The sequence below is a fragment of the Lamprobacter sp. genome (genome assembly GCF_034860625.1).
Classification (GTDB): Bacteria; Pseudomonadota; Gammaproteobacteria; order Chromatiales; family Chromatiaceae; genus Lamprobacter.
On the sequence record NZ_JAYESN010000009.1, the window covers coordinates 1 to 20,438 of the forward strand.

At 62.4% G+C, this 20,438-nt stretch carries 17 protein-coding genes; 10 read left to right on the plus strand and 7 right to left on the minus strand.

The genetic code is table 11. The features are described 5' to 3' along the window. Positions 1-87: 87 nt before the first annotated feature. Positions 88-768, minus strand: coding sequence for a sulfite exporter TauE/SafE family protein (locus VBE63_RS03935; RefSeq protein WP_323681747.1), 681 nt, complete (start codon positions 766-768; stop codon positions 88-90). Between the two features lie 86 nt (positions 769-854). Here VBE63_RS03935 and pyrE point away from each other — a divergent pair, with 86 nt between their 5' ends. Further along, complete coding sequence (pyrE, locus tag VBE63_RS03940) at positions 855-1,508, plus strand: orotate phosphoribosyltransferase (RefSeq protein ID WP_323681692.1); 654 nt, start codon at positions 855-857, stop codon at positions 1,506-1,508. Positions 1,509-1,832: 324 nt separating this feature from the next. On the opposite strand, the gene argB is transcribed toward pyrE, so the two are convergent. The 3 genes from argB to coaBC all read right to left on the minus strand — a co-directional run bounded on the left by argB (position 1,833) and on the right by coaBC (position 4,923). Further along, positions 1,833-2,729, minus strand: a complete 897-nt coding sequence (gene argB / locus VBE63_RS03945) for an acetylglutamate kinase (protein WP_323681693.1) — start codon at positions 2,727-2,729, stop codon at positions 1,833-1,835. A gap of 282 nt (positions 2,730-3,011) precedes the next feature. Then, positions 3,012-3,470 carry a dUTP diphosphatase gene (dut, locus tag VBE63_RS03950; protein ID WP_323681694.1) on the minus strand — a complete coding sequence of 153 codons (459 nt, stop codon included), beginning with the start codon at positions 3,468-3,470 and terminating at the stop codon, positions 3,012-3,014. Next, the gene (coaBC, locus tag VBE63_RS03955; protein WP_323681695.1) at positions 3,448-4,923 is read right to left on the minus strand and encodes a bifunctional phosphopantothenoylcysteine decarboxylase/phosphopantothenate--cysteine ligase CoaBC; all 1,476 of its coding nucleotides are present in this window, start codon (positions 4,921-4,923) and stop codon (positions 3,448-3,450) included. The genes dut and coaBC overlap by 23 nt, the downstream gene beginning before the upstream one ends. Before the next feature lie 161 nt (positions 4,924-5,084). On the opposite strand from coaBC, the gene VBE63_RS03960 reads away from it, so the two are divergent. The 5 genes from VBE63_RS03960 (at position 5,085) to rpmG (ending at position 7,465) form a co-directional block, all read left to right on the plus strand. Further along, positions 5,085-5,381: a DUF1778 domain-containing protein gene (locus VBE63_RS03960; RefSeq protein ID WP_323681696.1), complete on the plus strand. Its 297-nt coding sequence runs from the start codon at positions 5,085-5,087 to the stop codon at positions 5,379-5,381. Next, on the plus strand, positions 5,381-5,803 hold the full coding sequence (locus tag VBE63_RS03965; protein WP_323681697.1) for a GNAT family N-acetyltransferase: 423 nt from the start codon (positions 5,381-5,383) through the stop codon (positions 5,801-5,803). Before VBE63_RS03960 ends, VBE63_RS03965 begins: the two co-directional genes overlap by 1 nt. Before the next feature lie 130 nt (positions 5,804-5,933). After that, on the plus strand, positions 5,934-6,611 hold the full coding sequence (gene radC / locus VBE63_RS03970; protein ID WP_323681698.1) for a RadC family protein: 678 nt from the start codon (positions 5,934-5,936) through the stop codon (positions 6,609-6,611). Between the two features lie 416 nt (positions 6,612-7,027). Next, positions 7,028-7,264 carry a 50S ribosomal protein L28 gene (gene rpmB / locus VBE63_RS03975; protein WP_200238241.1) on the plus strand — a complete coding sequence of 79 codons (237 nt, stop codon included), beginning with the start codon at positions 7,028-7,030 and terminating at the stop codon, positions 7,262-7,264. A gap of 33 nt (positions 7,265-7,297) precedes the next feature. Continuing rightward, complete coding sequence (rpmG, locus tag VBE63_RS03980) at positions 7,298-7,465, plus strand: 50S ribosomal protein L33 (RefSeq protein ID WP_093034499.1); 168 nt, start codon at positions 7,298-7,300, stop codon at positions 7,463-7,465. Positions 7,466-7,493: 28 nt separating this feature from the next. Here the strand turns inward: rpmG and VBE63_RS03985 are convergent, their stop codons facing one another. Continuing rightward, positions 7,494-7,916: a hypothetical protein gene (locus VBE63_RS03985; RefSeq protein WP_323681699.1), complete on the minus strand. Its 423-nt coding sequence runs from the start codon at positions 7,914-7,916 to the stop codon at positions 7,494-7,496. Between the two features lie 190 nt (positions 7,917-8,106). Here VBE63_RS03985 and VBE63_RS03990 point away from each other — a divergent pair, with 190 nt between their 5' ends. Together VBE63_RS03990 and VBE63_RS03995 are read left to right on the plus strand one after the other, a co-directional pair. After that, on the plus strand, positions 8,107-8,829 hold the full coding sequence (locus VBE63_RS03990; RefSeq protein ID WP_323681700.1) for a FecR domain-containing protein: 723 nt from the start codon (positions 8,107-8,109) through the stop codon (positions 8,827-8,829). 3 nt (positions 8,830-8,832) lie between these two features. Further along, positions 8,833-11,904 (plus strand): EAL domain-containing protein, encoded by a 3,072-nt coding sequence (locus tag VBE63_RS03995; protein ID WP_323681701.1) that lies wholly within the window; start codon positions 8,833-8,835, stop codon positions 11,902-11,904. Between the two features lie 22 nt (positions 11,905-11,926). Here the strand turns inward: VBE63_RS03995 and VBE63_RS04000 are convergent, their stop codons facing one another. Both VBE63_RS04000 and VBE63_RS04005 read right to left on the minus strand, forming a co-directional pair. Then, on the minus strand, positions 11,927-15,064 hold the full coding sequence (locus VBE63_RS04000) for an efflux RND transporter permease subunit (protein ID WP_323681702.1): 3,138 nt from the start codon (positions 15,062-15,064) through the stop codon (positions 11,927-11,929). Next, complete coding sequence (locus VBE63_RS04005) at positions 15,061-16,134, minus strand: efflux RND transporter periplasmic adaptor subunit (RefSeq protein ID WP_323681703.1); 1,074 nt, start codon at positions 16,132-16,134, stop codon at positions 15,061-15,063. Before VBE63_RS04005 ends, VBE63_RS04000 begins: the two co-directional genes overlap by 4 nt. Before the next feature lie 318 nt (positions 16,135-16,452). Between VBE63_RS04005 and VBE63_RS04010 the strand changes: the two genes are divergently transcribed. After that, a complete protein-coding gene (locus VBE63_RS04010; protein ID WP_323681704.1) occupies positions 16,453-16,824 on the plus strand; it encodes an STAS domain-containing protein in 372 nt (123 codons plus the stop codon). Positions 16,825-17,231: 407 nt separating this feature from the next. Further along, entirely contained in the window at positions 17,232-20,411 is a 3,180-nt protein-coding gene (locus tag VBE63_RS04015) for a hybrid sensor histidine kinase/response regulator (protein WP_323681705.1), read from the plus strand. The last annotated feature ends 27 nt before the right edge of the window (positions 20,412-20,438 follow it).

Consider the following 20,438-nt stretch of genomic DNA (forward strand, 5'->3'; position numbering starts at 1 on the left):
GCGCGCAACCGCATCGAGTCATGAAGCCAAAGGCGATATCGACTTTTGTTAGCGGCCCTTGGCCTCTGGATCAAGGCGCGCGCTGCCTTAAAGCACAACCACCTGCCAGAGCGCATACAGACCAAACCCGATCACCATCAGGCCCGCAAGTTGACGCAGCCAGCGTTGCTCACTGAGGCGCGCGGCGGCACCGGCTAGAAGACCAAGCCCGAGCAGGTTGGGCAAGGTGCCGAGACCGAACAGCAGCATCAGCAAAGCCCCCTGCAACGGCCCACCCGAGCCTACGGACCAGATCAGCACACTGTAGACCAGTCCGCAGGGCAGCCAGCCCCAGACCAGACCGACTGCCAGCGCTTGCGACCAATGGCGCACCGGCAGGAAGCGGCGGCCGAGCGGCTCGATCCGGCGCCAGAGCCGAGCACCCAGCCGCTCAACCCGGGTCAGACCCTGCCACCAGCCGCCCAGATAGAGCCCAAGCGCGAGCATGAAGACCGCCGCGATGAGATACAGCGCCCGCTGCGCCAGATGCAGCGGCAGAAACTCGAGCGCGACCGCGCCCAGCGCGCCCATCAGCGCCCCCGCCAATGTATAACTGAGGATGCGTCCGCTGTTGTAAGCGAGCTGGAACGGCAGCTGCCGCGAGACCTGCTGCCGCTGCTCGCGTGGCAGTCCGGCGGTCAGAGTCGCGACAATGCCTCCGCACATGCCAACACAGTGAACCCCACCGAGCAGACCAACCAGCCAGGCCGTGAGCAATGAGCCGGTCATCATGCGCATCTCCCCCACGGACGCGACGTCGGACTCGGGCTATCATGCCGGCCCGGTAACGATGATGAGAGAGACCAGACGGCGCCATGCATTCCTATCAACGAGATTTCCTCCGCTTTGCAATCGAGGCCGGCGTGCTGCGCTTCGGCAGCTTCACCCTCAAGTCCGGTCGCATCAGCCCGTATTTCTTCAACGCGGGTGGCTTCAATACGGGCGCGAGCCTGGGCAAGCTCGGTCATTTCTACGCCCAGGCCATCATCGCCACCGGCCTGCAGACCGACGTGCTCTTCGGCCCCGCCTACAAAGGCATCCCGCTTGCCGCGGCCACCGCGATCGCGCTGGCCCATGAGCATGGTCTCGAGACGCCCTTCGCCTTCAACCGCAAGGAGGCGAAGGACCATGGCGAGGGCGGCATCATCGTCGGCAGCCCCCTTCAGGGCGATGTGCTCTTGATCGACGATGTGATCACCGCCGGCACCTCGGTGCGCGAATCCGCTGCTCTGATCGAGCATGCCGGGGCTCGGCTCGCCGGCGTGATTATCGCACTGGATCGGCAAGAGCGGGGCGAAGGCCGCACCTCAGCCATCCAAGATGCGCGCCAGCGCTACGGCATCCCGGTGCAAAGCATCGTCAACCTGGATAACCTGATCCAGTACGTCGACGAGAGCGGGATCTCGAAGGAGACGCTGGCGGCCTTGGCTGACTATCGGGCTGAGTATGGAAGTGAGGTGGAAGATTGAAGCTATAAACCGCAGATGGCGCAGATGCGCGCAGATTAAAATATTACAAATCAACGCCTAGTAGATTTAGCAAGGCCACCAACAGGTGAATCAGTGATGATCAGTAATGCATTAAAATCTCTGGGTTAATCTGCGTAATCTGCGGTTAAAGTGCTCTTTTTAGGTTTTAGGTTAAATGTAAAGCAGGCCAAGTGCCAAAACCTCGACTAGGTCGCAGTTCAGCCGACGGGCATCAGCTAACCTTTGACTGTGACTTCGGCGAGGCGGGAACGCGTCGCTCCACGGCCTTCAGCCACCGTGGAGCGACGCCCTTCATTTACGCCCTCAGCGCCCTCGAATCAGCGTTCCCACACCTTCATCGGTAAACAGATCCAGCAGCACGGCATGCTCGACGCGACCGTCGAGGATGTGGGCGGCACGCACTCCACTTTGAACGGCCTCGAGAGCGCAGCGGATCTTGGGTAGCATGCCGCCGTGGATCACGCCCTCGGCGATGAGCTGATTCACCCGTGCGACCTCGAGCTGACGGATCAACGCCCCCTGCTCGTCGAGCAGCCCAGCGGTGTTGGTTAGCAACACCAGCTTCTCGGCCTGCAGCACCTCAGCCATCTTGCCAGCGACCAGATCGGCGTTGATGTTGTAGGAGAAGCCATCCTTGCCGACACCAATCGGCGCGACCACGGGGATGAAGTCGCCCTGAACCAGCATGTTGATCACTGCGGGATCGATGCTGTCGACCTCTCCGACATGACCCAGATCGAGGATCTCGGGGGCTTCGAACTCCGGCGCATCCCGTTGCAAGACAAGCTTGCGGGCATGGATCAGATCGCCGTCCTTGCCGGTGAGGCCAACCGCGGCGCCACCATGGCGGTTGAGCAGGTTGACGATCTCTTTGTTGACCAGACCGCCGAGCACCATCTCGACCACATCCATGGTCTCGCTGTCGGTGACCCGCATACCTTGGACGAACTCGGTGGCCTTACCCAGTCGCTTCAGCAGATCGCCGATCTGCGGCCCGCCGCCGTGCACCACCACCGGATTGATGCCGACCAGTTTCATCAGCACGATGTCGCGTGCGAAGCCGTCTTTCAGTGCCTGCTCGACCATGGCGTTACCGCCATACTTGATGACCATGGTCTTGCCCGAGAAGCGACGGATATAGGGCAACGCCTCGGTGAGGACGTGGGCAATATTTTGGGCGCTGTCTGCAGCAATCGACATCGAAATTCCTCGCCTGAAGACATCAGCCGCCAAGCACGGCCGATGGAAACCGGTTCGCACCAGGGGCGGCGATCCCAACCACCCCCGTTGCGGCTTGGTGCTAAAGGATCATCGCGCGCCCCGGTTGCGAAGCCGGAATAGCGCCCGAGTTAACCTGATTCTCGCGCGATTCATCATCGAATGGGCACAGCAAGCCATGACCATTAGGATCAGGATCAGGATCAGGATCAGGCTCAGGATCAGCAGCAGGAGTCAGTGTCAGGGTGCGCAGCGAATCCGCCATCAATGCCGACCGCTATGGCCAAAACCACCCTCGCCGCGCCTGCTCTGCTCGAACGCGGTCACCAGCTCCAGCTCGGCATGCACTACCGGCACTAGGATCAGCTGCGCGATGCGCTCGCCGATCTCGATGCGGAAGGGCTCGCGACCCCGGTTCCAGCACGAGACCATCAGTTGGCCTTGGTAGTCTGAGTCGATCAGCCCGACCAGGTTACCGAGCACGATGCCATGCTTGTGGCCAAGCCCGGAGCGAGGCAGGATCATCGCCGCAAGACCGGGATCAGCGATGTGGATCGCCAGCCCGGTTGGGATCAGCTCAACGGCGCCAGCGGCCAGCTCGAGCGGCGCTGCCAGCATCGCCCGGAGATCCAGCCCGGCGGAGCCGGTGGTCGCATAGGCCGGCAGCGGAAATTCGCCACCCAGCCGTGCATCCAAGACCTTAACCTGCAGACTGTGCGGCATAGCGTTCGGCGATCAGATCAGCGAGCGCCGTGGCCAGCGCTGGTTTAGACATCATGGGCAGCTCACGCCGGCCACCGCCTGGCCACAGGCAGATGAGCGCGTTCTTATCAGACTCGAATCCACCCGGTCCGTCACCGACGCGATTGGCGGCGATCATCGACAGCTGCTTGGCCTCGAGCTTTTCCCGTGCATGGCCTTCGAGATCATCGGTCTCGGCGGCAAAACCGACCGTAAACGGCTGCTTTGGCAAGGCCGCCACCTCGGCGAGGATATCGGGGTTAGGCACCAAGGTCAGCGTCATTGCTGCGTCGGTCTTCTTGATCTTGCCCTCGACCGGCGCTTCAGGACGATAATCCGCGACGGCCGCGGTCGCGATAAAAAGATCACAGGTATGCACCTGCGCCATCACCGCAGCCCGCATCTGCAGCGCCGATTCAACATCCACTCGCATCATCTCGACCGGCGCCGGAACGCTGGTCGGCCCGGCAATCAGCATGACCTGCGCACCACAGGCGCGCAGGGCTTCGGCGAGCGCATAGCCCATCTTGCCCGAGCTGCGATTGCCGATGAAGCGCACCGGATCGATCGCTTCACGCGTTGAGCCAACCGTCATCAGCACCCGTCGTCCGGCAAGCGGATGACCGTTGGTGAAGGTTGTTGCCTGCAGCATCCGCTCAGCGCCAGCTGCACCAGCGTGACTCGAAACGGCATCCTGCCGCTGCTGCGCCACTTTGGCTGCCAGCGTTGTCGCTTGGGTTCCAGCGCGTGTCGCTTGGACTTCGGCGCGTGTCGCCTGAACTCCTCCTCCGGCTCGTGTCGCTTGGGTTGCAGCTCGGGCCTCAGCCTCGGCACCACCCTGGACTGCATCATGCGTTGCTCGATGAGCGCCTAAAACCGCCTCTGCGATCGCGACCGGCTCCACCATCCGCCCAGCACCCTGCTCGCCACAGGCCTGCTCGCCAACGGCGGGGCCGATGATCCGTACCCCGCGCGCGGCCAAGCGCTCGGTATTCTCCTGGGTTGCCGGATGCGCCCACATCTGCTGGTTCATCGCCGGCGCAATCGCCACCGGCGCCTCGGTCGCCAACACCAGCGTAGTCAGCAGATCATCGGCTAGCCCGCAGGCCAGGCGCGCAATCAGATCGGCGGTCGCTGGCGCGATCAGCACCTGATCGGCCCAGCGCGCCAGCGCGATATGATCCATCCCCGCCTCGGCCTCCGGACTCAGCAGATCCACGCGCACCGGGTGGCCACTGAGCGCTTGCAGCGTCAAGGGCGTGATAAAGGCCTGCGCCGCAGGCGTCATCACCACCCGCACCTCAGCGCCGCGCTCAAGCAGACGCCGCACCAGCTCGGCGCTCTTGTAGGCGGCAATCCCTCCGCTGATGCCAAGCAGGACATGCACTAACGGCGCTTGCAATTCCTGGTCACGGGGCTCGATCACTGTCAGCAACCTTTACTGAGTCACCTCGTCGATACTAGCCCTGCATCATAACCGATCAGGGTACACTCAGCCGGTAAGCCTCGAAGCAACCGCCGCGCTAAGACCGATTGTATCGCATGGTTTTCTGCCGTAGATTGCTAGGTCAGATTAACCGCCAACTGGGACATCTGATGTCGGAAACACTCAACAGCGTCAAGCAGCACCATGTAAAGCGACTGGAAGCAAGGATCACTCCGGAGCAAAAGCAGCTTTTGAGCAGGGCCGCAGCATTAGAGGGCCAATCTTTAGCAGATTTCGTCGTCAGTAGAGCCCAAAAAGCAGCAAAAGAGACCTTGCTAGAGCATGAACGCCTCCGCCTGAGCAGGCGTGACCAGGAGGCCTTTGTCGAAGCCCTGCTCGACGACGAGCCTCCCAGCGAGCTGCTTCATTCTGCTGCACAGCGATACCTTCAGCGCCAGCAGTCTTGATGCAGGAAGCCAGCACCGAGCCTTCTCTAAGGATCGAACCCCTCGGCCCGCATCATGATCGCAACGACTTTTCGTGCGGCGTAGCGCCACTCGATGCCTATCTGCGCAAGCAGGCACGGCAGGACGCGAAGAAGCGGATAGCAGCGCCCTTTGTGCTAACGAAGGACGATAGTCCGTGCATCATTGGTTTTTATACCCTTTCCGCCATCAGCATCTTACTCGGTGAGTTCCCAACAGAAATCACCCGCAGATTGCCACGTTATCCACAGATTCCCGCGACTTTACTGGGGCGCCTCGCCATCGACACGAGAGCGCGCGGTGAGGGCCTTGGGGAATACCTTACTCATGGACGCGCTTCATCGCGCACTTCATCACTCAAGGTCCATCGCTTCGTTCGCCGTCATCGTCGATGCACTCAATGAGCAGGCAACAGAATTCTATGCACGATACGACTTCAGGCCATTCCCAGAGCAAGCGCTACGGCTTTTCCTGCCAATGCACAAGATCGAGCCACTGTTCCCGGCGTTAGTCAAAGGACCGAACGGAGACCCCATGACCAAGATCACCGACATGCCCGAGGACGACCGCCCGCGCGAGAAATTGCTCAAGCGCGGCGCTCAATCGCTCACCGACGCCGAGCTGCTGGCCATCTTTCTGCGCACCGGCATCACCGGCAAGAGCGCGATCGATCTGGCCCGCGATCTGATCAAAACCTTCGGGGGTCTCGCTGGCCTACTCGCCGCAAGCCAGCGCGATTTTTGCGAGGCTAAGGGTCTCGGCGATGCCAAATATGCGCAGCTGCAGGCGGTGATGGAGATCAACCGCCGCTATCTGCGCGAGGAGCTGACCGGTCGCGATGTCCTGACCAGCCCGGATGCCACGCGTGACTATCTCAAGCTGCGCCTGCGCGGCCTCTCGCATGAGGTCTTCGCCTGCCTGTTTCTCGACAACCGGCATCGCGTCATCGAGTATCAGGAGCTGTTCCGCGGCACCATCGATGGCGCCAGCGTACATCCGCGCGAGGTGGTCAAGGAGGCGATTCGCTGGAACGCCGCAGCCGTGATCTTCGCCCACAATCATCCGAGCGGCGTCGCCGAGCCCAGCCAGGCCGATCTGCGGATCACCAAGCGCCTACAGGACGCGCTCGAGCTCATCGATGTGCGCGTACTCGATCACATCATCGTCGGCGAGCAAGACGGCACCTCGTTCGCCGAGCGCGGGCTGATTTAGCACGCGAGGCGGAATCGCTGCGCTTGCTCCAACCGAGTGCAACGCTGCTGAAGTCTCGATACATGCCGATGACTCACACCATTGTCGATGTTAAGACTGTTGGAGCTTGGGTACTTTCGGGCGATATCAAAATCTTTGGCAGCGTTGCACTCGCGAGCTGCGCAGTGATTGTGTATCACGCCTTGCCGAGCTGAGGCTGCTTTCAGGTGCCCAGCGCCGTCAATAGACGATTTGACGATCTTAGAGTTGACGCTCGCCGCATTTTCCATTAGCGTTTATCGGCTTAGTATTTTGCGTTCGTCGTGACCTGCCATCATCCTGAGTCGGCGGCGCGCGTCGCGGCAGCGGTCGGCTCGAGTCTCAGTGACTCGCCCGCCCCATCGCCGCAGAGATCATCTGCATCGGAGCCCTGCATCATGTCCAAAATCTGTCAGGTCACCGGCAAACGGCCGCTGACCGGTAATAATGTTTCTCACGCCCACAACAAAACTAAGCGTCGGTTCCTGCCGAACCTGCACTATCATCGCTTCTGGGTCGAGAGCGAGAATCGTTGGGTTCGCCTGCGCGTCACCACCAAGGGCATGCGCGTCATCGACAAGCTCGGCATCGACTCCGTGCTCACTGACATGCGCAAGCGTGGCGAGCGCGTCTGAGCCATCACGAATCAACACTAGGAGCGAGCAACCATGGCCAAGGCCGCACGCGATAAGATTCGCCTGAACTCCAGCGCTGGAACCGGGCACTTCTATACCACGACCAAGAACAAGCGCAATCAGCCGGGCAAGATGGAGATCAAGAAGTTCGACCCGGTCGTGCGTCAGCACGTGATGTACAAAGAAGGCAAGATTAAGTAGCGATTGGATTCGTCAGCCGTCACAGACGCTAGCGAATCGGCGGCCTCGGGCCGCGTCGCATCCAAGGTCGGCAGCGATCTGGTAACGGAATCGACTCAGCCGCCGCGGTCTCGAAGGCCGCATGCTGGCCGCCAGAGGCTGCCGGACAGTCGCGAGCAAAGCCTGCCTTAACCAACAGACGCCCTACCCGAGTCCCATCGGGCAACTCACACCAGCCGCTAATAACGGCGCTCTCCCCTCTCCGACAGCCGCGGCACCGCAGCGCCTGACCCAGCAATTGCGCCTGTAGGTAGCGACACGCCCCGCGCGCGGGCGCCGACTGGTTCGTAATCACCACTTCATTCAGCCTGACCCGCGCCTCACCGACACGCAACAACTGTGCACTCGGCACCGCAGTCACCTCGCCCTCGACCGCCGCATGGCATAGCCACTGACGCAGCAAAGCGATCATAGGCAGCGCAAGCACCATAACCAGCACAAGCCAACGCGGACGGCGCATCAATGTTGGTCTAACCACGCAACAGATCCCCCCCTGCCACCACTCACCAAAGCACGGGCTTCTTTTCAGACTCGCCTTGCATTGAGCACAGGCCAAGGGTTAGCTTCATGCTTGCCCAACAGCTATTCTCCGAGACATCGCCATGCGTATGCCCCGTTTTTCGCTTGCCCGGCCCCTTTCACCCTATTCCCTGATTCCAACCCTGCTCTTTCTGTTACTGAGCAGCAACCTCCTCGCCGCCCCGATGGTCGAGGTGATCGCGCTGCGAGGTAGCGGTGAGGTCATTGCGCATGGCAAGACGACTGCACTGTCCGTCGGCTTGCAGCTGGAGCAGGGTACCGAGATTCGCACCCACTCGCCTGGACGCGCCAAATTGCGCTTCCCTGACAACTCTATCGTCATCCTCAGCGATGCATCGCGCATGACCATCGAGCGACTCACCGAGGAAGCCGCGGCCAATAATCCCTCCGCCTTCGTCGACCAGCTCTTTACGCATCAGGGCAAACAGCTCAAACAGGTCCAGTTGATGCTCGCCACCGGCCTGATCGGCCAAAAGGTCACGCCAGGCCAGGACAAGTCCTGGTCGGTGCGCAGCCGAAGCTCGGTGACCGCCGTCCGAGGCACTGAGTTTCAGGTCGCCGTCAATGCCGATCAGACCTCCGAGATCCATATCAGCTCAGGATCGATCTTCGTCACAGCAGTCACCACAGCCGACCAGCAGCCCCTTGGTCAGGGCGCTACCCCCTTCGTGCTCGACCAGCCCAACCAGGGTATCGATTGCCACCTCAGCGCAGGCTGCGACCAGCCCAAGGTGTGGGGCGCCAAGCGCGTCAATGCCATGCTCGAACGCCTGAGCGGCGTTTAGACGATGCCCGACTCACGGCAGCAGCCGCCGACCCGATCGGTGATCAAGCCCCGGCTCGCCGGCATCGGCTACCTCAGCCTCGCGCTGCTCGCGATCCTGGTCACACTCCTCGGCTGGGGTCTGCGCGAGCGCATCCCCTTGCTGCAGAACCTGGAGGGGCAGGTCCTCGACGCACAGATTCACGCCCGCGGTCCAATCATCCCTGCCGCGGCCGACGGCCAGCCGGCCATGGCGCTGTTGCTCATCGATGACCCCAGCATCCGCGAGATCGGCAGCCTACCGATCGATCGGCACATCCTCGCCGAGGTGGTCGATCGATTGCAGGCCGACGGAGCGGCCACGATCATCTTCGACATGCTGTTTTCCGAGCCATCAGCGCATGGCGAGGTAGCCGACCAGGCCTTCGCCGCGGCCATTGCGCGGGCAGGGAACGTGGTGCTCGCCTATGCGCTTCCCGATGAGGCCGCACAAGCCTCCTCAACCATGCTCAGCAGCGGTCCAATCCTCGACAGCGCCTATCGACGCTATCGCAACCAGGCGCTAGGCGCCCAGATCGAGCTGGCACCCAAGGGCGTGCTAGCCCCCATCCCCGCGCTTGCCGAGACCGCGCAAGCGCTCGGACATGTCAGTGCCCTCACCACCACCGACGGCGCTCTACGCTACGATCTTCCGGCGCTGCCATTCGATGGCGAATGGCTGCCAAGCCTCGCCATCGTCTCCGCTGCACAGCTGTCCGAGACGCCTTGGGACAGGGTCGAGGCGCAGTTCGCCGATCACATCGAGATCGGCGCAACAGAGGTGCCCATCGACGCCCGCTCGCGGCAGTGGGTCAACTACTACGGCCCCGCAGCGACCTTCCCCACCTACTCGCTCGCGGACTATGCCTTCGGCCGTCTCGATCCAGCGCGCTTTCAGGGCCGCATCGTCCTGATCGGCGGCACTGCCTTGGGCACCAACGATCGCAATCTCTCACCGTTCGATCCCCTGTTGCCAGGCGTGGAGCGGATCGCGACTGTGATCGACAACCTGATGACCAAGCGCTGGCTCGAGCGCCCAATCTGGGGCGCGCCTGTCGTGTTGCTGCTGATCCTGCTGCTGCCGCTGGTCGCCGTGGCGCTGGTCGCCAAGCTGCCCCCACTGCGCGCCATCCTGGTCTTGGCGCTGATCGGCCTTGCCATCATCGGCCTGTCACAGTTGTTGCTAGTGCAACAGCAGCAGATCGTCTCGATGGTCTTCCCATTGATTGCGCTCACGCTCGCCGGCGGCTCCGGGCTGACCTGGCGCGCTCGTCTCGACAGCAACTCACGCCGGCAGGCAGAGCAGGCGCTACGCGCGAGCGAGCAACGCTATGCGCTCGCCGCAACCGGTGCCAACGACGGGCTCTGGGATTGGGACATCGTCAATGATGCCGTCTACCTCTCAGCCCGCGCCCGTGATCTGCTTGGGCCAGAATCGGCACCAGCAAACCAAGCGCCTGGCATCGGCCAGTTGCTTGATCTTCTCGATCAGGTTGAGCGAGCGGAGTGTGAGCAAGAGCTGGAGGCACACCTAAGCGGTCAGACCGGCCAGTTCAATCGCCTCGTCGCCCTCGAGCGTGGTGGCGAACGACGGTGGCTGCTGATCCGCGGGGTCGCTGTGCGCGAAGGAGACCACGAAGGAGATCACGAGAGAGAACAGCCGGTACGCATGGCCGGCTCACTCACCGACCTGACCGAACAGAAGCGGCTCGAGCGTCAGCTCGCCTTCGACGCCCTGCACGACCGTCTCACCGGCCTTGCCAATCGTGATCTGTTTACCGATCGCGTCAACCAATGGCTCGGCTCAGCGCAGCGTTCAGTGCACGCGGATCAAGCACAGCCGGATCAAACCCAGCCCGATCAAGCGCCCGACGTTGGCCTGGTACTGCTCGACATCGATGGCTTCCGCGCCATCAACGAGGACTACGGTCAGCTCGGCGGTAACGCGGTCTTGACCCAGCTCGCCAGCCGTTTATCGACGCTCAAGACGGAAGGCATCCTAGTCTCGCGCCTCGGCGCCGACCAGTTCGCGCTCGCCTTCCGTGGACCGGATACGCTGGGCTTGGCCGAGCGCGCCCAACGCCTGGTTGCCGACCCCTTCCAGCTCGACGCCGACCAGAAGCCCATCCCGATCAGCATCAGTCAAGCCCATAGCGCTCAGGGACTCAGCAGCACCGATGAACTGCTCGCAGCAGCCACCTTGGCGCTGACCAAGGCACGACAAGCGCCCACCGGCCAGCCGCAACGCTATGACCCGGCCATGCAGCAGCTGGAGACCTCACGCCGCTGGCTGGCCGAGAACATCGACCGCGCCCTGGCGCACGGCGACCAGTTCCAGCTCCACTATCAACCCTTTGTCGCCCTCGCCGACCGGCGCCTGCTCGGCTTCGAGGCCCTGATCCGCTGGCAGCATCCAGAGCGCGGCCAGATCATGCCGGGCGAGTTCATTCCCTTCGCCGAAGAAAGCGGCCAGATCAATGCCGTCGGTCAGTGGGCCCTGTTCGAGGCGGTGCGCCAGCTGGTGGCTTGGGACCAGCTCGGCTTCAAGGGCGAGCTGGCGGTCAACCTCTCCGGGCGCCAATTCACCGAGACCGACCTGCTCGCCGATGCCGCCAACATCATCGAGCAGCTCGGTCCCGTCGCACCAGGCCGTTACAAGCTTGAGGTCACCGAGAGTATGGCGATGGACAACCCACAGCAGACCACGGAGATCCTCAAGGCGCTCGCCAACCTCGGCTTGAAGATCTCGATCGACGACTTCGGCACCGGCTACTCCTCACTCGCCTACCTGCACCGCTTCCCGTTCCACACCTTGAAGATCGACCGCTCCTTCGTCATGCGCCTGGACGCTGGACGCGAGCCTCGGGAGATCGTCAAGACCATCGTCGGCCTAGGTGTCGCGCTCGACAAACAGGTACTCGCCGAAGGCATCGAAGACGAGCAGCAGGCGAGCACGCTAAGAGACCTCGGCGTCCAGGTTGGTCAAGGCTGGCTCTTCGCGCGGGCTCTACCCTCCGCTGAGGCAACGGCGCTCGTGCAGAACGCGCTGCGCGCCTGAGCATGGCAAAACCAACACTGCACTAGGCCCCTGGCAGCGACGGCGACGACTGGGCTTGGTCTTGCGCCGACTCCTCCTGCGCAAGACGCCGCTCAACTGCTCCTGGAGATTGCGTCCCACGCGCCAAGGCCGAGTAGGCCACCGGTACGACGAACAACGTAAACAAGGTCGAAGCGAGCACGCCTGCCAAAATCACGGTGCCGATTACCGTGCGAGTCTCAGCGCCGGCGCCACTGCTGAGCAGCAGCGGGATCGAGCCGGCCGCCGTGGTAATGCCGGTCATGATGATCGGCCGCAAGCGCACATCAGCGGCTTCCAACAAGGCCGCATCGAAGTCCTTGCCCTCATCGCGCAGTTGATTCGCGAACTCGACGATCAGGATGCCGTTCTTGGCCGACAATCCCACCAGCATGATCAAACCAATCTGACTGTAGATATTCAGCGACTGCCCGGTCAGCCAGAGCCCCAGTAAGGCGCCGGCCATCGCCAGCGGCACCGTAAGCATGATCACCAGCGGATGCACCCAGCTCTCGAACTGGGCCGCCAGCACCAAATACACCACCGCGATGCCGAGCAGGAAGACAAACAGGATGCCCTGCCCGGACTCCTGGAAATCCGCCGACTGGCCCTTGTAGTCGATGATCGCCTGCTCCGGCAGATGCTCAGCCGCGAGCGCATTCAGATAGGCCAGGGCCTCGCCAAGCGGTAGGTCATCGGCCAGATTCGCCTCGAGGGTGATCGCGCGCACCCGGTTGTAGCGGTTCAGGCTCTTCGACTCGGCGGTCTCGGTGACCCGCACCAGGTTCGATAGCGGGATCAGCTCGCCGGTCTTCTGGGAGCGCACGTAGAGGTTACTGAGGCTCGCCGGCGTGCGCTGCTCGTCGCGCTCGCCCTCGATGATGACATCGTATTCCTCGCCGGCATCCAGATAGGTCGTCACCCGGCGCGAGCCGAGCATGGTCTCCAGGGTGCGGCCGATGGTCTCGACCGTCACCCCGAGATCGGCCGCACGGTCGTAGTCGACCTCCACGCGCAACTGCGGCTTGGTCTCTTTGTAATCCCAATCGAGGCCTTGCAGGCCGGGATTATTCTTTTCGATCTCGGCGACCAGGGTATCGCGCCAGGCGGCCAGCTCCTCATAGGTGCCACCGCCGATGACGAACTGCACCGGTTTTTGGATGCGCGCACCGAACCCTTGACGCATCACTGGGAAGGCGCGCACACCGGGCAGATCGCCGAGCTTGGCGCGGATCTCATCCATTACCACCTGACTGGGCCGGCGCTCGCCGAACGGCGCCATCACCATGATGACGATGCCGCTATTGAACACCTCCGTGTTACCAAACGACCGCGGCGCGCGCACCAAGACCCGAATCGCCTCGCCAGACTCGGCATAGGGCAAGAGCCGGCGCTCGATCTCGTCCATGTACGTTTCCATGTAGCTGAACGAGGCCCCCTCAGGCCCATTAACCAGCACGAAGAAGGCGCCGCGATCCTCACTGGGCGCATATTCCTTCGGCAACTGCTGGAACAGCCACCAAGCGAGCCCGAGGGTGACCAGAAGCAAGAGCATGATCAGCCAGCGCTGACGGAGGAAAAAAGCCAACAGCCGCGTGTAGCCGCCGCGCAAGCGTTCAAACGCCCAGTCGACACCGGCGGTCAGGTTGGCCCGACGATGCGACTCCGGCAACAGCTTCGAGGCCAACATCGGCGACAGGGTCAAGGCGACGAAGGTCGAGAAACTCACCGCCGCCGCCATGGTCAACGCAAACTCGGAGAACAGCCGCCCAATGTCGCCCTGCAGGAAGGCGATCGGCAGAAACACTGCGATCAGCACAATGGTCGTGGCAATGACCGCAAAGCCGACCTGACGCGTCCCGCGGTATGCAGCGACCAGCCGTGTCTCACCATACTGCTCCATGCGTCGGTGGATGTTCTCGAGCACCACGATGGCATCGTCAACCACCAGGCCGATCGCCAGCACCAGCGCCAACAAGGTCAGAATGTTGACCGAAAAGCCGAGCATCAGCAGTACGCTGAAGGTCGCGATCAGCGACACCGGCACCGTGACCGCCGGCACCAGCATCGCGCGCACCGAGCCCAAGAACAGGAAGATGACCAGCACCACCAGCAGGATCGCGATCGCCAGCGTCTTATAGACCTCGTGAATCGCGTCCTTGACGAAGACCGAGGTATCGTAGCTTTGGAAGATCCGCATACCCTCGGGCAGCGTTGGATTGATCCGTGCCATCTCGGCCTTGGCGGCATCGGCCACGGCAATCGTATTCGCGGTCGACTGTTTAATGATGCCCAAGCCGACCATCGGCGTGCCGTTGCCGCGGAACAGGGTGCGATCCTCTTCGGTGCCGCGCTCGACGCGCGCCACATCGCTCAAGCGCACCAGGTAGCCATCATCACCCGTTGCGACCACAAGTCGCGCAAAGTCATCCGCGGTGCGGAAGCTGCGCTCGGTGCGCACGCTGAACTGACGATCGATCGACTCGACCCCGCCGGCCGGCAGCTCGACATTCTCCGAGCGCAAGGCCTGTTCGACATCGCTCACCGTCAAGCCGCGCGCCGCCAGCGCGTTACGGTCGATCCAGACCCGCATCGCATAGGTCTGGCTGCCGCCGACGCGGACGCGCGCCACGCCATCGAGCACTGACAGACGATCGACCAGATAGCGCCGCGCATAATCGCTCAGCTCCGGCACGGTCATGTTCTCGCTAGACAGATTCAGCCACATGATCACGTCGTCGCTGCTGTCGACCTTCTGGATCTCGGGCGGATCGGCTTCGGCGGGCAACTGATCGAGCACCGCCGAGACGCGATCGCGCACATCGTTGGCGGCGCCGTCGATGTCACGACCGACCTTAAACTCAATGGTGATCTTGGATTCGCCATCCTCGGAGACCGACTCGATGCGCTCGATGCCCTCGACGCCAGCGATCCGATCCTCGATCAGTTGCGTGATGCGGGTCTCGACCACCGCCGCCGCCGCGCCCGGATAGACGGTCTCGATCGAGACTACCGGCGGATCGATATCGGGATACTCGCGCAGCGGCAGCCGATCGAAGGCGACCAAGCCGAAGGCCACCAGCAGCAGCGATAGAACGCTGGCGAAAACCGGCCGGGTAACGGCAAGATCAGAGAGGATCACGGCATCCGCTCCATCTCGCCAGCAGTCGATTCAACCGGTTGCGCGATCAGCTCACTCAGCGGACGACTGCCATCGTCGATTGCCCGCACCTGCACCGGCTGCCCCGGACGCGCCTTGTCCGCGCCGTGGGTAATCACGCGCTCGCCCGGCGAGAGGCCGGTGACGATCTCAACCTCGCCGGGTCGGCGAAGGCCAACCTGCACCTCGCGGCGCTGTGCCACCATCTGCCCGTCGGCATGCTCATCCACCACCAACACCGCATGCTCGCCGCCACGTTGCAGGATCGCCGCCTCAGGCACCATCAGGGCCTCGCGCGGATCGCGCAACAGCTCAACGCGCATCAAGAGACCAGGCCGCAGTTGGCGTTCCGGATTCTCGATCAAGGCGCGCACCTGCACGCTGCGGGTCACCGGATCGACACGGCTCGAGACGCTGGCGACCTCGCCATCGAAGGCCTGATCACCGAGTGCCGGCGCTTGCGCCTCGATCGTTAACCCCGGCACCAGCGACGGCAGGAACAGGCTAGGCACTGGAAAATCCAGCTTCATCACGCGATCATCATCAAGCGTGGTGATCACATCACCGGGCTCGACCAGCGCGCCAAGGCTAATGTTGCGCAGGCCGACCACGCCATCGAACGGGGCCTTGATCAACCGATCCGCAAGCTGCGACTCGATCGCGGCCAAGGTCGCCCGTGCGGCACGCAGGTCACGGCGGCGCTCATCGAGCAATGAAGCTGAGGCCGAGCCGGTCGCCTCGAGCGACTTCACCCGCTCGTACTGCTGCTCGGCCTCGGAGAGCCGGGCCTGTGCCTCCTCCAAGCGCGCATGCTGCTCACGGCTGGTCATCTCGACCAGGATGTCGCCCGCTTCGACCCGCTGACCATCGTTGAAATGGATCGCGGAGAGCGTCTCGGTAACCGTCGCCGTCATCGTCACCGACTCGTTCGCGCGCAGCGTGCCCAAGGCCTCGACCCGATCCGCGACCTGCGCGACCCGCGCCTCGCTCAGAATCACCCCGGGCGCCTGCGGCTGAGCCGAGACGCTAGCCGCGACCAGAAGCAAACTCATCAGTCCTAGCAGTCCTAGCGTTGCCCTCGACATCGTCATCAGCTCATGGTTTTTGGTTTGGATAAACATGGGGTGGTTGGCGCGAAACTCATCCCAGATGCGTCAAGTCTCAGACTTCAGCCTTGGGCTCAGTTCACACATTCAAGCCAACAGGCAACAGAATACGTGAGAAGTTCGCACAACCCGGCACGCCGAACCAAGATTCAGCTTAACAAGTCTTTACAATGGGTATCCGCTCGCCGGTGTAACTTATAGACCTCAGTAAAGGGGGTTGTCTCAACTCCATCAGTTTGTACCCAGCGATCAGGAATTCTTCCCATGAATCATCCACAGCCTGCAACCGCCTCCGCACCCGCTCGCGCGATCGTCATTGATGAACTGACCGCCACCCTCGTCCCTAGCCTGCAGCGCAAGCTTCAGCAGGCACTCACTTCCGAAGGCCCCCAGCTTGTGGTCGATCTAGAGCCTTTGCGCGTCATCGATTCGGCGGGCATCGGCTTGCTGATCGCGGCCAAGAATAGCGTCGCCGAACAACAGGGCCAGATCCGTCTGCTGAACGTTCCTGCCCCCGTCTTCAATCTGCTCAAGAGCATGCGCTTGATCAGCTGCCTCAATGCCGAGCTCGCGAGCAACGACTCGGACTCAGACGACGATCTCGAACGCTACTTTGACGAAGCCCAAGTCGCCTGATCAAGGGCGCCTGGTCTAGTGCGCCTGATCAAGTACGCTTGATCGTCAACGCAGGTGCAGGCAAACTGAACCTAGCTGGCTCTCCCAGGCCCTTGGCGTGAGTCGTAGGTGCCCCATTGGGCCCTCCGCGACGCGGCAGCACGCGCAGTACCCCTCGCTAACGCCAAACGCCCCGCCCGCATCGGCGACAGGACCGCCAGAATAAGCGTCCTGATCGTCTCTAGCAGCCGCTCGTCACCAGGATGGACGCCGCGCGGGTTCCGGCGGAGCTTGCAACCGATCAGTGCCTTTGTTATCCAGACGGCCTATCATGGCGCCTGCCTTGCGACCCCGCCCGGATAACCGCCCCGCCGAGTATCCCCCACAGGTTGCGTAACGCCGGCCCAACGAAGACCGAGAACAAGACGATGGATGAGCTGTTACAAGAGTTCATTAACGAAGCACAAGAACATCTTGCCACCATCGAGCAAGATCTCCTCGCGATCGAGGACGATGGCGCAAGCGCGGACAAGGAGCTCCTCAACAAAGTCTTGCGCGCGGCCCACTCGATCAAAGGCGGAAGCGGCTTTTTCGGACTCGTGCAGGTTAAGGACTTGGCACATAGCACCGAGACCGTGATGGACCTGATGCGCAGCGACAAATTGGCGCCCAACGCCGAGGTCATCAATGTCTTGCTAGCCGCTTTCGACAGGCTTCGCATGATGCTCAATGATACCGAGCAGAGTGAACAGGTCGACAACGCCGACTTATTGACCAGCCTGAACGATCTTGCGTCGACCTCAGTGTCGCCTCAACAAAAGGCTTCGCTGACCGAGCAGCAAACCTTTGATTCACCGTTAGGGCCCGTTACCCTTTCAACAGAGGATCTCAATCGGCTAAAACGCGATGGACATTTACTCTACCTGGTGGAATGCGACCTCGCGCAGGACATCGAAGGCAAGGGCCGCGATATCTTTCACTTTTTCGACGGTCTCTGGGATAGTGCCGAGCTGCTCGATTGCATCGTCAACACCCAAGCCGTCGGCACGCTGGACGACGACCTCGAGCAACCCCTCCCTCTCCCCCTGCAACTGGTAATCGCCACACCGCTCGAAAAGACGATGATCAGCCAGTTGTTCGCGGACATTGAGCTGAGCCAGATCCATCTGCTGTTTGATCCGCAGGTCGAGAACGCTGCTTCCGACCAAACGCCGCTCGCCGAAGCCCCCTCCGCGCACGCGCTGACCAACCCCTTGCCGACGGCCTTGACCCGGACTGCGGAAGCGCCGCCGCCCCCATCAGCGGCGTTGGAGCCGGCCGCAGCCAATAGCGAACGTCCCAAAGCCCCGGCTGATGAATCCCTCAGGGTCAGTGTCAAGCTATTAGAAGACCTGATGAACTTGGCCGGAGAGCTAGTGCTCAGCCGCAATCAGCTACGCACCGCAGTGGCGATGGATGACCGCCAACTCCTTGCCAGCGTGGATCAGCGCATCAACCAGGTCACCGCTGAGTTGCAGGATGTCATCATGCAGACTCGGTTGCAGCCGACCGGTAACGTCTTTGCCCGCTTCCCGCGCATGGTCAGGGACCTGTCGCGCTCGCTCGGCAAGCAAGTCGACCTGCAGATCATCGGTAAGGAGGTCGCCTTAGATAAGACCCTGATCGAGGGATTGTCAGACCCGCTGACCCATCTGGTGCGTAACGCGGTCGATCATGGTCTGGAAACCGAGGCGGAGCGGAAAAACAAGGGCAAGCCGCCGCTGGGCCAGCTGCGTATCGAAGCACGCTACGAGGCGGGTCAAGCGATCGTCGAGATCGCCGATGACGGCAAGGGCCTGGACCCCGAAGCGCTCGCTGCCTCGGCGGTGCGCAAGGGGCTCATCGCGCAAGAGAGCGTACAAGGTCTGTCGGTGCCGGATAAGCAGGCGCTGATCTTCATGCCCGGCTTCTCCACCGCCGCGCAGGTGACCGATGTCTCCGGGCGCGGCGTCGGTATGGATGTGGTGAAGACCAATCTCGACCGCCTGGGCGGCCAGATCGAGATCCACTCCGAAGTTGGCAAGGGCAGTACCTTCCGCATCAAGTTGCCACTGACGCTGGCGATCATCCCCTCGCTGATCGTCTCGGTGGAGCAAGAGCGCTTTGCCATCCCCCAGGCCAATATCGAAGAACTGCTGCGGCTGCGTCCCGAGGAGGTGTCCAAGCAACTGGAGATCGTCGGCGACAGCGAGGTCTTGCTGCTCCGAGATCGCGTCTTGCCCTTGGTGCGCTTCACCGATGTGCTGGGGATTGTGCCCACCTTTGAGGTGGACGGCGGCGAGCGCCGCGAATTCGATCGTCGCGTCCGTCTTACCGATCGGCGATCGCCGAAGCATCCGCTGATTCCCGCCTCGGCGCGGCCTCAGGACGAACAGCAAGCACATCAGACCGAGGGTTTCCTGACCGATGCGCAGACGGGTGCGCAGCTTGATGAGCGGAACGCACTGCGAGATCACAAGGAGCGCCGACGCTCTGCGGCCTCAGCCGTGGAGATCGCCATCATTACCACTGGCACCCTCTCCTATGCCCTGGCTGTCGGCGCCTTCCACGACACCGAGGAAGTGGTGGTCAAACCGCTCGGGCGGCGCCTGAAACACCTGCGCGAATACTCCGGGGCGACCATTCTCGGTGATGGCACCGTCGCGCTCATCCTCGACATGGCGGGGCTATCGGCCAAGGCCGGCGTGGTCTCGGTATCGGGTTCACTGCGTGCCGCCGAACTGGCCGCGCAGGCCGAGAAGCGTCGTCTGCAGGATGTGCATTGGCTGTTGATGTTCCACAACGCCCCCGACCAGCCTTGCGCCCTGCCACTGGAAGCCGTGCAGCGGATCGAGCGCATTCAACCTGAACAGATCAAGTATTTTGGTCAACAACGGACCATGCAATATCGCGGCGGCTCCTTACCCTTGGTCTCCATCGCCGATATCACCGGCTCGGACACCCTGGACCAGGCCTCGAACCTGATCGTCCTAGTCTCGAGCGTGGCGGGCCGTGAGGTCGGGCTGCTCGGCATGCTCCCGGTCGATGTGGTGCAGAGCACCGCCAACATCGACCAGCGCACGCACCGCCGCCCAGGCATTGCCGGGTCGACGATCTTTCAGGATCGCACCCTGTTCATCGCCGACATCCACGAACTGGTCATCACGCTCCACCCGGACTGGGATGACACGCCCGCCGATGCCCGCCAGCACCGTACCGACAGCAATCTGAGCATCCTTTTGGCCGAGGACTCGGATTTCTTCCGCGCGCAGGTCAAACGCTTCCTCGAAGAGGATGGCTATACCGTACTGGCGGCACCCGATGGCGAAGATGCCTGGTCCTTGCTGCTGGAGCATCTGGAGTCCGTGCGCGTCGTCGTCACTGACATCGAGATGCCGCGTTTGAATGGCCTGGAATTCGCCAAGCGCATCCGTGGCGACAGCCGCACCGCAGCGCTGCCGATCATCGCCGTGACCTCACTCGCCGGCAGCGAAGACATCGCCCGTGGTGAGGCCGCCGGCATCAGCCATTATCAAGTCAAGCTCGATCGGGAACAGTTGCTGGGCCGGGTGCGGCAACTCACCCACTGAGGCCCCTCCGGTTTCGCCAACGCCGGG

Excerpts from the sequence above, each read along its gene's own strand:
- VBE63_RS03935 (WP_323681747.1), bottom strand. The coding sequence starts at position 768 with ATGACCGGCTCATTGCTCACGGCCTGGCTGGTTGGTCTGCTCGGTGGG.
- pyrE (WP_323681692.1), top strand. The coding sequence starts at position 855 with ATGCATTCCTATCAACGAGATTTCCTCCGCTTTGCAATCGAGGCCGGC.
- argB (WP_323681693.1), bottom strand. The coding sequence starts at position 2,729 with ATGTCGATTGCTGCAGACAGCGCCCAAAATATTGCCCACGTCCTCACC.
- dut (WP_323681694.1), bottom strand. The coding sequence starts at position 3,470 with ATGCCGCACAGTCTGCAGGTTAAGGTCTTGGATGCACGGCTGGGTGGC.
- VBE63_RS03960 (WP_323681696.1), top strand. The coding sequence starts at position 5,085 with ATGTCGGAAACACTCAACAGCGTCAAGCAGCACCATGTAAAGCGACTG.
- VBE63_RS03965 (WP_323681697.1), top strand. The coding sequence starts at position 5,381 with ATGCAGGAAGCCAGCACCGAGCCTTCTCTAAGGATCGAACCCCTCGGC.
- radC (WP_323681698.1), top strand. The coding sequence starts at position 5,934 with ATGACCAAGATCACCGACATGCCCGAGGACGACCGCCCGCGCGAGAAA.
- rpmB (WP_200238241.1), top strand. The coding sequence starts at position 7,028 with ATGTCCAAAATCTGTCAGGTCACCGGCAAACGGCCGCTGACCGGTAAT.
- rpmG (WP_093034499.1), top strand. The coding sequence starts at position 7,298 with ATGGCCAAGGCCGCACGCGATAAGATTCGCCTGAACTCCAGCGCTGGA.
- VBE63_RS03985 (WP_323681699.1), bottom strand. The coding sequence starts at position 7,916 with ATGATCGCTTTGCTGCGTCAGTGGCTATGCCATGCGGCGGTCGAGGGC.
- VBE63_RS03990 (WP_323681700.1), top strand. The coding sequence starts at position 8,107 with ATGCGTATGCCCCGTTTTTCGCTTGCCCGGCCCCTTTCACCCTATTCC.
- VBE63_RS03995 (WP_323681701.1), top strand. The coding sequence starts at position 8,833 with ATGCCCGACTCACGGCAGCAGCCGCCGACCCGATCGGTGATCAAGCCC.
- VBE63_RS04005 (WP_323681703.1), bottom strand. The coding sequence starts at position 16,134 with ATGAGTTTGCTTCTGGTCGCGGCTAGCGTCTCGGCTCAGCCGCAGGCG.
- VBE63_RS04010 (WP_323681704.1), top strand. The coding sequence starts at position 16,453 with ATGAATCATCCACAGCCTGCAACCGCCTCCGCACCCGCTCGCGCGATC.
- VBE63_RS04015 (WP_323681705.1), top strand. The coding sequence starts at position 17,232 with ATGGATGAGCTGTTACAAGAGTTCATTAACGAAGCACAAGAACATCTT.